The sequence below is a fragment of the Enterococcus sp. DIV0806c genome (assembly GCF_051710905.1).
Classification (GTDB): Bacteria; Bacillota; Bacilli; order Lactobacillales; family Enterococcaceae; genus Enterococcus_B; species Enterococcus_B mundtii.
The window spans coordinates 818,094-831,721 of the sequence record NZ_JBIOLO010000001.1; the positions used below are offsets into that span (position 1 = coordinate 818,094).

The 13,628-nt window shown below is 39.1% G+C and carries 13 protein-coding genes; 10 read left to right on the plus strand and 3 right to left on the minus strand.

The genetic code is table 11. The annotated features are described in order from the left end of the window. Position 1 precedes the first annotated feature (1 nt). Positions 2-214 (minus strand): DNA-directed RNA polymerase subunit epsilon, encoded by a 213-nt coding sequence (locus IGK77_RS03825; protein ID WP_010736074.1) that lies wholly within the window; start codon positions 212-214, stop codon positions 2-4. Positions 215-598: 384 nt separating this feature from the next. On the opposite strand from IGK77_RS03825, the gene efrA reads away from it, so the two are divergent. The 3 genes from efrA (at position 599) to IGK77_RS03840 (ending at position 4,647) form a co-directional block, all read left to right on the plus strand. Continuing rightward, positions 599-2,329 (plus strand): multidrug efflux ABC transporter subunit EfrA, encoded by a 1,731-nt coding sequence (gene efrA, locus IGK77_RS03830; protein WP_029593997.1) that lies wholly within the window; start codon positions 599-601, stop codon positions 2,327-2,329. Beyond that, positions 2,326-4,086 carry a multidrug efflux ABC transporter subunit EfrB gene (gene efrB / locus IGK77_RS03835; protein WP_074800099.1) on the plus strand — a complete coding sequence of 587 codons (1,761 nt, stop codon included), beginning with the start codon at positions 2,326-2,328 and terminating at the stop codon, positions 4,084-4,086. Before efrA ends, efrB begins: the two co-directional genes overlap by 4 nt. Before the next feature lie 72 nt (positions 4,087-4,158). After that, a complete protein-coding gene (locus IGK77_RS03840) occupies positions 4,159-4,647 on the plus strand; it encodes a gamma carbonic anhydrase family protein (protein WP_062805556.1) in 489 nt (162 codons plus the stop codon). Positions 4,648-4,729: 82 nt separating this feature from the next. Here IGK77_RS03840 and clpP read toward each other — a convergent pair whose 3' ends face one another. Then, the gene (gene clpP / locus IGK77_RS03845) at positions 4,730-5,323 is read right to left on the minus strand and encodes an ATP-dependent Clp endopeptidase proteolytic subunit ClpP (protein ID WP_010736070.1); all 594 of its coding nucleotides are present in this window, start codon (positions 5,321-5,323) and stop codon (positions 4,730-4,732) included. A 243-nt stretch (positions 5,324-5,566) separates the two neighbouring features. Between clpP and IGK77_RS03850 the strand changes: the two genes are divergently transcribed. From IGK77_RS03850 to glnA, 6 genes are all read left to right on the plus strand, one after another. After that, positions 5,567-6,031 carry a hypothetical protein gene (locus IGK77_RS03850; protein WP_371740687.1) on the plus strand — a complete coding sequence of 155 codons (465 nt, stop codon included), beginning with the start codon at positions 5,567-5,569 and terminating at the stop codon, positions 6,029-6,031. 134 nt (positions 6,032-6,165) lie between these two features. Further along, positions 6,166-6,900 carry a glycerophosphodiester phosphodiesterase gene (locus IGK77_RS03855; protein WP_074800102.1) on the plus strand — a complete coding sequence of 245 codons (735 nt, stop codon included), beginning with the start codon at positions 6,166-6,168 and terminating at the stop codon, positions 6,898-6,900. 7 nt (positions 6,901-6,907) lie between these two features. Next, positions 6,908-7,831, plus strand: coding sequence for a tRNA (adenosine(37)-N6)-dimethylallyltransferase MiaA (miaA, locus tag IGK77_RS03860; protein WP_071867013.1), 924 nt, complete (start codon positions 6,908-6,910; stop codon positions 7,829-7,831). Next, the gene (gene hflX, locus IGK77_RS03865; protein ID WP_071867012.1) at positions 7,828-9,072 is read left to right on the plus strand and encodes a GTPase HflX; all 1,245 of its coding nucleotides are present in this window, start codon (positions 7,828-7,830) and stop codon (positions 9,070-9,072) included. The genes miaA and hflX overlap by 4 nt, the downstream gene beginning before the upstream one ends. Positions 9,073-9,241: 169 nt before the next feature. Then, the gene (locus IGK77_RS03870) at positions 9,242-9,637 is read left to right on the plus strand and encodes a MerR family transcriptional regulator (protein ID WP_010736065.1); all 396 of its coding nucleotides are present in this window, start codon (positions 9,242-9,244) and stop codon (positions 9,635-9,637) included. Between the two features lie 29 nt (positions 9,638-9,666). Beyond that, positions 9,667-11,007: a type I glutamate--ammonia ligase gene (gene glnA, locus IGK77_RS03875; RefSeq protein ID WP_010736064.1), complete on the plus strand. Its 1,341-nt coding sequence runs from the start codon at positions 9,667-9,669 to the stop codon at positions 11,005-11,007. A gap of 174 nt (positions 11,008-11,181) precedes the next feature. Here the strand turns inward: glnA and IGK77_RS03880 are convergent, their stop codons facing one another. Continuing rightward, on the minus strand, positions 11,182-11,487 hold the full coding sequence (locus IGK77_RS03880) for a DUF898 family protein (RefSeq protein WP_071867011.1): 306 nt from the start codon (positions 11,485-11,487) through the stop codon (positions 11,182-11,184). A 361-nt stretch (positions 11,488-11,848) separates the two neighbouring features. Here IGK77_RS03880 and IGK77_RS03885 point away from each other — a divergent pair, with 361 nt between their 5' ends. Further along, positions 11,849-13,459 (plus strand): CTP synthase, encoded by a 1,611-nt coding sequence (locus tag IGK77_RS03885; protein WP_074800105.1) that lies wholly within the window; start codon positions 11,849-11,851, stop codon positions 13,457-13,459. Positions 13,460-13,628 lie beyond the last annotated feature (169 nt).

Genomic DNA, 13,628 nt, shown 5'->3' on the forward strand with positions numbered 1-13,628 from the left:
CTTAAAACTCCACTAATGTGAATGCTGGGTTTTCTTTTTCGTATTCTAGATGGTTACCTTCTAGAAGTTGTACGAATTCGATATTGTATGGGGTATTTTCTTCCACTCGTTGGCGTGCTTCAACATCGCTGTTTGCTTCGATGTATAGCGATTGTGTTTCTTCACGTTTTGGGTTACGGATTTTTGACTCTTGATAATAAACTTTGTAAATCATGGTTTATGTCTCCTTTATCTGCTTAAAGCAGTAATTTAGCGTATTTTTTGGACAACACAAAACGAGGGGACAAGCCACCTATGTTTTTTTATACTTTAAGAAAAATACTTGATTCTCCTTAAAGAGACAAGCCTCGCATTTGCTTATCCAATTGGAATATTTTTTACTCGGATCCTCTGTATGAAACATACAATAGTTAATTGCTATTCTAGCATAAATCAAGAGATAAGTATAGAAAACGGTCACTGTAAAATGAAAAAACGTACGAAGAGAAAATATTTTTCAGAAAAAATTCTTTTTAAAAAATGTAGTGTTCTATAAAGTAGTAGATTGTGCTACTATTGAAAGTAATGGCAAGATAGAATATTTAAAGGAGATGATAAAGTGAAGTTAATGTGGCATTACACCATGCGCTACAAAAAATATTTGGTGTTGAATTTTATTTGTGTGTTCGGCTTTATTCTGATCGAACTAGGTCTACCAACTATTTTAGCACGCATGATCGATGTTGGAATCCTCAACGATGATTTTGACTATGTGAAACAACAAGGACTATTGATGATCGTGATTACTGTGATCGGGATCATAATGAATATATTTTTAGGTTATTTTGGGTCAAGGATCACGACGAATATCGTTGCAGACATTCGTGATGATCTGTTCAAACATATCCAAACGTATTCACATCAAGAGTATGAAACACTAGGCGTATCATCATTGATCACTCGTACGACCAATGATGCGTATCAAATCATGTTGTTTCTACAAAATATTTTAAGAATCGGTTTTATGGCACCGATGATGTTTGTTGTTAGTTTGTATATGGTTATGCGAACAAGTCCATCTCTTGGTTTATATGTAATTGGTGCATTGCCATTCTTATTATTGGCTGTTGTTGGGATTGCTAAGTTTTCTGAACCTTTATCAAAAATCCAACAAAAGAATTTAGACAGGATCAATAGTATCTTACGTGAAAACCTATCAGGTCTACGCGTTATCCGCGCGTTTGTAAATGAAAAATTCGAAGAAAAAAGATTTGAAAAAGTCAACGAGAACTATGCTTCAAGTTCTAAAAGCCTCTTTCGCTTGATGGCGGTTGCTCAACCTGGCTTTTTCTTCTTATTCAATATCGTGATGATTTTGATTATTTGGAGCGGTACGCTACAAATTGCAGATGGACAGTTGCAAGTAGGGAATCTAATTGCTTTTATTGAGTATATTTTCCACGCGTTGTTTTCATTTATGTTGTTTGCGAGTGTGTTTATGATGTATCCGCGAGCAGCAGTCTCTGCTAGTCGTATCCAAGAAGCTTTAAATGCTACTCCTGCTATTGTTGAAGATCCAAATGGCATATCAGAAACAAAAACGAAAGGCTACATCGAATTTAAAAATGTGACCTTCGCTTACCCTGGACATTCGCAAGAACCAGTGATTCGCAACGTCAGCTTTACTGCTTCACCTGGTGAAACAGTGGCATTTATTGGTAGTACAGGTAGCGGGAAGTCTACATTGATCCAATTGATTCCACGTTTTTATGATGTTACTCATGGTGAGATCCTGATTGACGGTGTAGATGTGCGTAAGTACAAGTTGAGTAAACTAAGACAAAAAATCGGGTTTATTCCACAGAAAGCACTATTGTTTACTGGGACGATCGCTGAAAACTTGAGATACGGAAAAGAAGATGCAACGCAAGAGGAAATGGAACGTGCGGCTGATATTGCGCAGGCGACTGATTTTATTTCTAAAAAAGCGGACGGTTATGATGAACATCTTTCTGAAGGTGGCGCAAACTTCTCAGGTGGGCAGAAGCAACGGTTAGCCATTGCTCGGGCAATCATCCGTCGACCAGAAATCTATATTTTCGATGATAGTTTTTCAGCACTTGATTATCAAACGGATGCAAAACTTCGTGCAAGATTGAAAAAAGAAACAACTGAATCAACCGTATTGATTGTTGCCCAACGTGTGGGTACGATCATGCACGCCGATAAGATCATCGTATTGAATGAAGGAGAAGTAGTAGGCATGGGCACACATCGTGAACTACTAGAAAATTGTCCGATTTATTACGACATTGCCGCTTCTCAATTATCGAAGGAGGAACTAGCATGAAAAAAACCTTCGCTTCTTTTAAACGTTTAGCTCGCTATATCCGTCCTTATCGATTGACGTTTATCTTCGTGCTACTATTTACATTTTTAACGGTGGCTTTCAATGCGGCATTGCCTTATGTCGTCGGGCTTCCAACAACAGAAATCAGCAAAAATCTAGTGAATAATGAGGCAATCAATTTTTCTTATATCATCAACTGTTTGATTTGGATCGCGGTGGTTGGTACAGGTTATAGTATTTCTCAATTGCTTTCTGGGGTATTGATGACAAATGTTGTTCAGAGTGCCATGAAAGACTTGCGTAGAGATATTGAAGAAAAAATCAATCGTTTGCCGGTTTCTTATTTCGATAAAAATCAACAAGGAAATATTTTATCTCGTGTCACGAATGATGTAGATGCAGTTAGTGGCGCCTTGCAACAAGCCTTTATCGGTATCGTCAATGCAATCTTAGGGATTACGATGGCAGCAGCGATGATGTTTTATATCCAACCGGTCATGGCGTTGATCTCAATGATCATGATCCCAGCATCGATTTGGATCTCTAAACGAGTGATCAATGCTTCTCAAAAATATTTCCAAGAAATGCAAAATTCTTTAGGTGAATTAAATGGCTATGTTCAGGAAAACATGACTGGATTCAGTGTGTTAAAAGTATACGGTCGTGAGAAAGAAACATTTGAAGGATTTCATAAGGTCAACCATAGCTTGAAACATTTTGGGTTTCGAGCAGCCTTTATTTCAGGATTGATGATGCCGTTAGTACAATTAACTGCCTACGCTACGTATATCGGTATGGCAGTTTTAGGAAGCTTTTATGTGATTTCTGGAGTCATTGTGGTTGGGCAATTACAAGCCTTTATCCAATATATTTGGCAAATCAGCCAACCAATGGGTAATGTGACGCAATTATCTTCCGTATTGCAAAGTGCATCCGCAGCCACGAAACGGGTATTTGAGATTTTAGATGAACCTGAGGAAAAAGAAAACAAGACCGATGTTCCTTTGCCAGAAACGATCCATGGAAATGTTTCGTTTGAACATGTCGATTTTGCTTATGATCCGAAGAAACCTTTGATCCAAGACTTGAACTTTGAGGTGAAAGCTGGACAAATGGTGGCAGTTGTCGGACCGACGGGCGCTGGGAAAACAACATTGATCAACTTATTGATGCGTTTTTATGATGTGACGCATGGCGCGATCAAAATTGATGGTATTGATACGAAAGCGATGAGCCGAAGTGATGTTCGTTCCATGTTTGGGATGGTACTGCAAGATGCTTGGTTGTATGAGGGAACGATTGCCGACAACATTCGTTTTGGTAAATTAGATGCAACGGATTATGAGATCGTTGATGCAGCGAAAACAGCGAATGTGGATCATTTTATCCGAACGATGCCTGATGGTTATGAAATGGAGATCAATTCAGAAGGAGATAATGTCTCGTTGGGACAAAAACAATTGCTGACGATTGCTCGTGCGGTTGTTTCCGATCCGAAGATATTGATTCTGGATGAGGCGACTAGTTCCGTTGATACGAGACTTGAAGCATTGATCCAAAAAGCAATGGATAAAGTGATGGAAGGACGAACGAGTTTTGTGATCGCTCACCGTCTATCGACGATCCGTGAAGCCGATCTGATCTTAGTGATGGATCAAGGTCAAATCATTGAAAAAGGAACACATGAAAGTTTATTAGCAAAAGGCGGTTTCTATGAGAAACTTTATAACAGCCAATTTGCTGAAGCAGCGGAATAATGAAAAGAGGTTTCTAGGGGCGAACAGCCTTCTAGGACCTTTTTTCTTCAATAAATGAAAAGAGGGAAAAAGATGGCAAGGTTTATAGCAGATAATGCGACGGTTATCGGTGATGTAGAATTAGGAGAAGATGTCACAGTTTGGTACCAAGCAGTGGTTCGTGGCGACAGCAATTGGATCAAGATCGGTAAGGGAACCAATATACAAGACGGAACAGTCATACACGTTGATCATGATGCCCCAGTTGAGATTGCTGAAAATGTCACAGTCGGACACCAATGTATGCTGCATGGTTGTAAAATCGAAAAGGGTGCGTTGATCGGTATGGGAGCGACTGTTTTGAACCATGCAGTCATCGGGGAGAATAGTTTGATCGGAGCAGGCTCACTGGTGACAGAAGGAAAAATCATCCCACCGAATGTTTTAGCTTTTGGTCGACCAGCCAAGGTAATCCGTCCGTTAACAGAAGAAGAAATCCAAAAAAATAAACAGAATATCACGCATTATATCGAAATGGGACAAAAACATGCAGAAGGATTCTTCAAAGAATGGCAACAATAGTTTTAACACATGTTTTTACAGCAAAAAAAGAAGGTCTGTCATCCAAGGATGAAGGCCTTCTTTTTTGATCTTGATAGGTTGATTAGCTTAATGAAGCACTGTTTTCCATGACTTCATCGATCAAGCCATATGCTTTGGCTTGTTCAGCAGTCATATAGTTGTCACGATCTGTGTCTTTTTCAATCACTTCGATTGGTTGACCAGTACGTTCCGCTAAGATTTTATTCAAACGTTCGCGGGTTTGTAAGATATGACGCGCAGCGATTTCAATTTCTGTTGCTTGTCCTTGTGCGCCACCAAGTGGTTGGTGGATCATGATTTCAGCATTTGGTAAAGCAAATCGTTTCCCTTTTGTTCCGGCAGTCAATAAGAAACTTCCCATTGAAGCAGCCATCCCCATAACGATTGTTTGGACATCTGCTTTGACAAAATTCATTGTGTCATAGATGGCCATTCCAGCAGTCACAGAACCACCAGGTGAGTTGATATAGATGTAAATGTCTTTTTCAGAATCTTGTGCATCTAGAAATAGTAATTGTGCGATGATTGAGTTTGCTAAATCATCTGTTACTTGTCCGCTCAACATGATGATGCGGTCTTTCAGTAAACGTGAGTAAATATCGTAGGCTCTTTCCCCACGTGAGGATTGTTCAATAACTGTAGGAATTAAATTCATAATAAGGTTCCTCCTTGATTTGTTTAGAAATAGTGTAACATAAATTGATTTTGATTACCTACAAAGTAGTATACATTTTTGGTCAATAAAGGTCAAATGAAAAAACTTTCCGAGAGCTAGTCTCATAAAGTGAGTTTATGTTATGATAAAAAAGAAATCAATAAGAAGGAGGAACCGTAATTGGTAATTGCTATCACAGGTTTTATCGGTGTATTAGTAGGAGCAATCTTAGTCTATTTAGGGATGGCGATCCAAATGCGTCATCTTGAGAATAAAGAGCAACGTAGACGCGAATTGGAACTGAAAGTCAAAGAAATCGAAACATTGAATCAATTAAATAAAAAAATCAATGAGATTCTCCAAAAGCGTGCGAGCTTGTTGGAAGAATATGTCAGCTTTGATGCTTTTGACGATTGTTATATCACAATCGATGACTTTGCGTATCTGCAATCATTTTCTGCACAAAATAATTTTTATTTACCAAATTATATTTTAGATGAATTATTCCAAAATATCGCTCATCGCAAAGTGATTCTTTCACCGGATGAAACGATGAAGATCGGCGGCTATGCTTACAAAGGTGGGCGTGTCATTTTGGAAAACTTTACAGATAATTTGACCGCAATGATCAATGAGAAAAAATCCCAGTTGAAAAATACGACGAGACAACCAATCGGCTTTTTCTCAAAAGATGATGTGTGGAGCTAAACAAAACATATTGTTTATTCAAGGATAAGAGAAACTAAACATTTTGATAAAGTAAAAGTTTGGGAACTTACAAGGAGTCCAAGCTTTTTCTTTTTTGTTCCTGTGGTAAAATAGGGATGATCGGAGTGAGGACTATGGTACAGATTTATGCACATCGAGGAAGTAAAGGAACCCATCCGGAAAATACATTGCCCGCCTTTTCTGAAGCAGTAAGAGTGGGGGCGGACGGGATCGAGCTAGATGTCCATCTTAGTAAGGACGGTCAAGTAATCGTTATCCATGATGAAACCGTTGATCGAACAACCAACGGCAAAGGCCTTGTTCGAGAAAAGACTCTCGAAGAGCTGAAAAAATTGAATGCAGGTAGTTGGTTTAGTAAAGATTTCCCAGCAGCGAAAATCCCTGCGCTAAAAGAAGTACTCTCGCTACTTCTCCAAAAAAATTATCGAGGAACATTGATGATTGAAATCAAAACGGACAAGTATGAGTATGAAGGGATCGAAGCACAAGTGTCTGAACTCATGACAAAAAATGAGTGGCCGTTTCGTCATGCTTATTGTAGTTTCAACCTTCGTTCATTAGAACGTTTATCCGTCATCGAACCAGACGCACAACTGGATCTTTTAATGAGTGATTCAATGAAAAAATTAGATCTAGCTAAGACCTTACCTTTTATTGAAGGTCTTCACCCTAAAGCAACTTGGGCATTTGCGCATCCTCAGGAAATACAAGAGTTTCCAAAGCGTATTCGTCTTTGGACAGTCAATACGACAGAAGAGCTTGAAAGAGGATTAAAGGAACCTGTGGATGCACTCATCACAGACTTTCCTGAACGTGCTTGGTATGTTAAACAATTAATGAAAAAGTAGGAGCCATATGGAAAAAGTATTAGTGATCGTAGGACCCACAGCAGTTGGTAAAACAGCGTTAAGTGTGACACTTGCCCAAAAATTCAACGGCGAGATCATCAGTGGAGATTCCTTACAAATTTATAAACATCTGGATATCGGTACGGCAAAAATCAAGCCAGCTGAAATGATGGGGATTCCTCATCATTTGATTGATGTGATCGAGCCAGACCAGCAGTATTCGGCAGCGGATTTTCAACAGGCAGGTCGCAAGTTGATCAAGGAAATCACCGAAAGAGGACATTTGCCGATCATCGTCGGTGGCACCGGTTTATATATTCAATCGTTATTGTACGATTTTCAATTAGGAGCAAATGAAGAAACGGATTCTGCTATTCGAGAGAAATATGAAAAAATGGCTGAAGAACTAGGAAAAGAACAACTTTGGGCTTATTTGAATGAACGCGATCCGCTTGCGGCGGGAAAAATCCATTGGAATAATCAGCGAAAAGTGATTCGCGCATTAGAAGTATTTGAGACAACAGGCTACAGTATCATGGCACCGAAAGAAAGACCTGAGTGCTTGTATGATTATTATATGATCGGTCTGGATACGGAGCGTGAGTTCCTTTATAGTAGAATCAACCAACGAGTGGATCAAATGCTCACAGAGGGATTGATTGCAGAAGCAAGAAAGGTCTATGAATTAGGGGCGGTTCAAGCCAGTCAAGGGATCGGCTATAAAGAATTCTTTCCTTATTTTGAAGAAAATATCACTCTAGATGAGGCAGTCGAACAAATCAAATTGAACTCTCGGCGCTATGCCAAACGACAACTGACTTGGTTTCGTAATCGCTTGACGGCGCATTGGTTCGATCTCTTGAAAAAACCGACAGATCTAGCAGAGATCGAAAATGCCATCGAAGGTTGGCTGAAAGAGGTGAGGACATGAGAGAAGCAAAAGAAAAAGTAATCATTGTTGGTGTGGAAACGGAAGAAAATCAGCGATATTTTGCTGAATCAATGAAAGAATTGGAACAATTGATCGATACAGCAGCTGGTGAAGTCGTATATAGACTCACGCAAAAACGACCGCAAGTGGATCGTCAAACGTTGATCGGTAAAGGAAAGCTTCAAGAATTGACTCAATTAGCAGATGCTTATGAGGCAGATCTTGTCATATTCAACCACGAATTGACTCCGCGTCAAAGTCAGCTGATTACCGATGCGGTAGGGGCGCCGGTCATTGATCGAGTCCAATTGATCTTGGATATCTTTGCGATGCGTGCGCGATCTAAAGAAGGGAAACTGCAAGTCGAATTGGCGCAATTGCAATACCTACTACCTCGTCTCGCTGGACAAGGTGAGTCGCTTTCTCGTCTTGGTGGTGGGATCGGTACAAGGGGACCAGGAGAAACGAAACTGGAAACGGATCGTCGGCATATCCGTAACAAGATCTTAGGCGTAAAAAGAGAGCTAAAAGCAGTGGAGGCCCATCGAGAACGTAATCGGCAAAAAAGACAAAGTAGCGAAGTGTTTCAAATTGGTTTGATCGGTTACACAAATGCGGGTAAATCAACAATCCTTAATTTATTGACGCAAGCTGAATCATATGCGAAAGATCAACTATTTGCCACCCTTGATCCGCTGACGAAAAAATGGCGTTTTGCGGAAGGATTCGAATTGACTGTAACGGATACCGTTGGTTTTATCCAAGATCTGCCCACCCAGTTGATTGATGCGTTCCATTCAACCCTTGAAGAAAGTCAAGGGATGGATCTCTTGCTTCATGTTGTCGATGCAAGTTCTTCTGATCGAATCTTGCAAGAACAAACGGTTTTAAAGTTGATGGATGAGTTAGATATGAAAGAAATGCCTGTATTGACTGTGTATAATAAATCAGACCAGATCGATACAGCAGGCTTTACACCGACTTTATTTCCGAATGTCTTGATTTCTGCTCAGACACAAGAGGGGAAAGAACGCTTGATCGAGGCCATCAAACGGCAGTTGATGGAGTTGATGCTTCCTTATACGAAACTTGTGCCGAGTGACCAAGGACAAACATTAAGTGAGTTGAGACGGCAGACACTTGTATTAGATGAACACTTCATTGAAGAACAAAATAGCTATGAAGTACGTGGGTTTGCGAATAAAAATTCAAAATGGCTAAAAAAAGATGAGTTATTTTAAAAATGAAATAATAAGAAAATACGAGCTTGATCGACTTCATTTAGAAGTGGATCAAGTTTTTTTATAAAAAAAATCGTTCCTTATGTAAGGAAACCTAACATGAGAGGTTGACAGTCTTTTTTGTGATTGGTATACTTTATTCAATTGATAGGACGAAAGGAGACGTCAGATGGGAGAAAAGGAATTACGTCGTTCAATGTCAGTATTTCCAATTGGTACAGTTATGAAACTAACAGACTTGACTGCTCGACAAATCAGGTATTATGAAGAACAGGAATTTGTTCACCCTGAGAGAAGTGAAGGGAATCGACGCATGTATTCACTGAATGATATCGATATTTTATTAGAGATCAAAGACTATCTTTCAGAAGGATTGAATATGGCTGGAATCAAACGGGTCTATGAAATGGCACAGGCGAAAAAACAAGAAGAAAAAAGTAAAAAACCGCTGACCGATCACGACGTTCGTCAAATTTTCCGTGATGAGATATTAGCTCAAGGCGGGTTAGCCAAAACAGGACATTATCAGTCACAAGGCTTGCAACAACGTCAATACTTTGACTGAATGAAATAAAAAAAAGAAAGAGGGATACCATGGTAAAGAAACAAATCACAGGCGAAGAGATTAAACGAATCATTGAGGATGAGAACGTACGCTTTTTACGTTTGATGTTTACAGATATATTAGGAACAATCAAAAATGTTGAAGTTCCAGTGAGTCAAATCGACAAAGTACTTGAGAATAAAATGATGTTTGATGGTTCTTCGATTGAAGGATTTGTCAGAATCGAAGAAAGTGATATGTACTTGTATCCTGATCTTTCTACTTGGATGATTTTCCCATGGGAAAGCGACCACGGCAAAGTGGCGCGCCTGATTTGTGATATTTATAATCCGGACGGTACTCCGTTTGCTGGTGACCCTCGTGGCAATCTGAAACGTTCATTAAATGATATGAAAAAACTTGGCTTTACCTCATTTAATTTAGGACCTGAACCAGAATTCTTCTTGTTCAAATTAGATGAAGATGGTGGCATCACAACGACGTTGAATGACAAAGGTGGTTACTTCGATTTTGCACCAACGGATCTAGGCGAAAATTGCCGTCGAGATATCGTATTGGAATTAGAAAGCTTAGGCTTTGAAGTGGAGGCTTCTCACCATGAAGTGGCTCCTGGACAACACGAGATCGACTTCAAATATGCGGATGTCGTTGATGCTTGTGACAATATCCAAACGTTTAAATTAGTCGTGAAAACCATCGCTCGTAAACATGGCTTGCATGCGACTTTCATGCCAAAACCATTATTCGGGATCAACGGTTCTGGCATGCACTGCAATATGTCTCTATTCAATGAAGATGGAAATGCCTTTTACGATAAAGACGGAGATTTAGAATTAAGTCAAACTGCGTATCATTTCTTAGGTGGCTTATTGAAACATGCGCGCGCGTATACGGCAGTCTGCAATCCAACGGTCAACTCTTATAAACGTTTAGTTCCAGGCTACGAAGCACCTGTTTATGTGGCATGGAGTGGACGTAATCGTTCGCCATTGGTACGTGTACCGGAATCTCGTGGTTTATCCACTCGTTTAGAATTACGTTCTGTCGATCCAGCAGCGAACCCATACCTAGCAATGGCTGTTTTATTACAAGCAGGTTTAGATGGTATCCGAAATGAATTGACACCACCACCGGCTGTTGATCGTAACATCTACGTGATGAACGAAGAAGAACGTGAAGAAGCACAAATCCAAGATCTGCCATCAACGATCCACAATGCCATCAAAGAATTACGCAAAGACAAAGTAATGATCGATGCGTTAGGCAATCATATCTTTGCAAACTTTGTGGAGGCAAAACGTCTGGAATGGGCTGCCTTTAGACAAACCGTTTCTGAATGGGAAAGAGAACAATATTTAGAGCTTTATTGATCCAGTTTGTAGAAAATAATAAAAAATGTAAAATGCCGAATCTATGGAGTAACATCCATGATTCGGCATTTTTTTATCTACGGAATATGCATTTCTTGTAAGTATATTGATTAGTTTTGCGATGAATTTTAAGGAACTGATTTACTGCTATTTATTTAATATCATATGTAAACATCAATCGATTGTATGTGTGTGTTTCACTCGCCATTGTTCTAATTTAATAGTTAACCAGAAACCATATATTCCTAAAGTAATGAGAGTGAGTAATAACCATTTGATCCAATGACCAAATAATTGCATTGCTGTACCATCGAAATAAAGTCTTTTTCCGTTGATTACAGTATGTTTGATTTTCCAATTATACAAAAAACAAAATCCCCAAGGTGCGCAGATACCTAACGTTAATATGGTGATAAGTGAAGCTAAAATCGATGTACCAATATAAGTAGCAAGTCCACCATCAAAATAAGATTCTTTCATAAATATTCCTCTTTTCTGGATATATTTTTTAATTCAATATTAATAGTAACATTTTCTGCCTATATTTTCCTAAAATTTCGGTAACATTTCCTATGTTGCCATTTTCCCTCTTACTTTGATCAATTGAATACTAATCAAAGTCTTTTACGAAAGTGAGTGTATCCTTGTTTAGTGAATTTGTTCAATCACAATTGAATACTTGACTTTCGTTTAGATAGCTTGTAATATACACCTTGGGCACCCTTTTAGAGGGTCAGAAGTTTACAGAAATCAACGCTCCCTATTCTTTAGAAGGATAGGGAGCCTTATTTATTTTCTTAGACTTTTCCTGCAGATAAAACAAGAAGGAGTTTTTGAACATATGACAAAATACATTTTTGTGACAGGCGGCGTGGTTTCATCGATTGGTAAAGGGATCGTAGCAGCATCTTTAGGCCGTTTGTTGAAAAATCGTGGATTGAAAGTAACGATCCAAAAATTTGATCCATACATCAACGTGGACCCAGGGACAATGAGTCCATACCAACACGGAGAAGTTTTCGTTACGGATGATGGAGCAGAAACGGATTTGGACTTAGGCCACTACGAACGTTTTATTGACATCAACTTGAACAAATACTCCAATGTGACGACAGGAAAAATTTATTCAGAAGTTTTACGTAAAGAACGTAAAGGGGAGTACTTAGGCGCAACTGTCCAAGTGATTCCGCATATTACGAATGAAATCAAAGAAAAAATCATGCGTGCAGCTAAAATGACTGACTCAGATATCATTATTACAGAGGTCGGCGGCACAGTTGGGGATATTGAATCACTGCCATTCTTAGAAGCGTTGCGTCAAATGAAAGCTGATGTTGGTTCTGATAACGTGATGTATATCCATACAACGTTGATTCCTTATTTAAAAGCGGCTGGTGAAATGAAAACTAAACCAACACAACATAGCGTGAAAGAGTTACGTGGATTAGGTATCCAACCAAATATCTTAGTCGTGCGCACAGAGCAACCTGTATCTCAAGATGTCAAAAATAAATTGGCACAATTTTGTGACGTTGAACCAGAAGCCGTGATCGAATCACCAGACGTAGATACACTATATTCAATCCCGTTATTATTGGAATCACAAGGAATGGATCGGATCGTTTGTGATCATTTGAAGCTCTCAACGCCAGAAGCAGATATGACAGAATGGAAAGCATTAGAAAATCGTGTCTTGAACTTGAAGAAAAAAGTTCGCATTGCTTTAGTAGGGAAATATGTTGAATTACCTGATGCGTATATTTCAGTTGTGGAAGCATTGAAACATTCAGGCTTTGCATTTGATGCAGATATCGAATTGGATTGGGTCAAAGCACATGAATTGACGAGTGAAAATGTGGACGAACGATTGAAAGAGGCAGATGGGATCTTAGTACCAGGTGGTTTTGGTGATCGAGGAATCGAAGGGAAAATCGAAGCCATTCGTTATGCTCGTGAAAATGATGTCCCATTCTTAGGGATTTGTTTAGGGATGCAAATGGCTTGTGTTGAATTTGCTCGCAATGTCGTAGGTCTAGAAGATGCTGCTTCAGCAGAAACAATTCCAGAAACGACAAACAACATCATCGACTTGATGGCAGATCAAGAGAACGTTGAAAATCTTGGTGGAACATTGCGTTTAGGGCTTTACCCATGTAAAGTCAAAAAAGGCACGACTACTGCTACAGCTTATGATGGTGCAGAAGTTGTCCAAGAACGTCACCGTCATCGCTATGAATTCAACAACAAATATCGTCAACAATTTGAAGCACATGGTTTAGTCTTTTCAGGTGTATCTCCAGACAATCGTTTAGTTGAGATCGTTGAGATCACCGAGAAGAAATTCTTTGTTGGATGTCAATTCCATCCAGAATTGATCTCACGTCCGAACCGTCCACAGAAATTGATCAAGGCATTTGTTGGTGCTTCGTTAACGGAACGCGAATCAAAATAAAAAATACTAGGAATTGATCCGTCAAAATCAGCGGGTGTCAAATTATTAGAATTGTTATTAATAAATATTTTAAATGTTTATAGAGAACCTTTTACCTACGATATTTCAGTGAATTTTATTTATTTAATGAAAAAAGCGTCTTGAAAATTTTCATTTTTATTGATTTTAG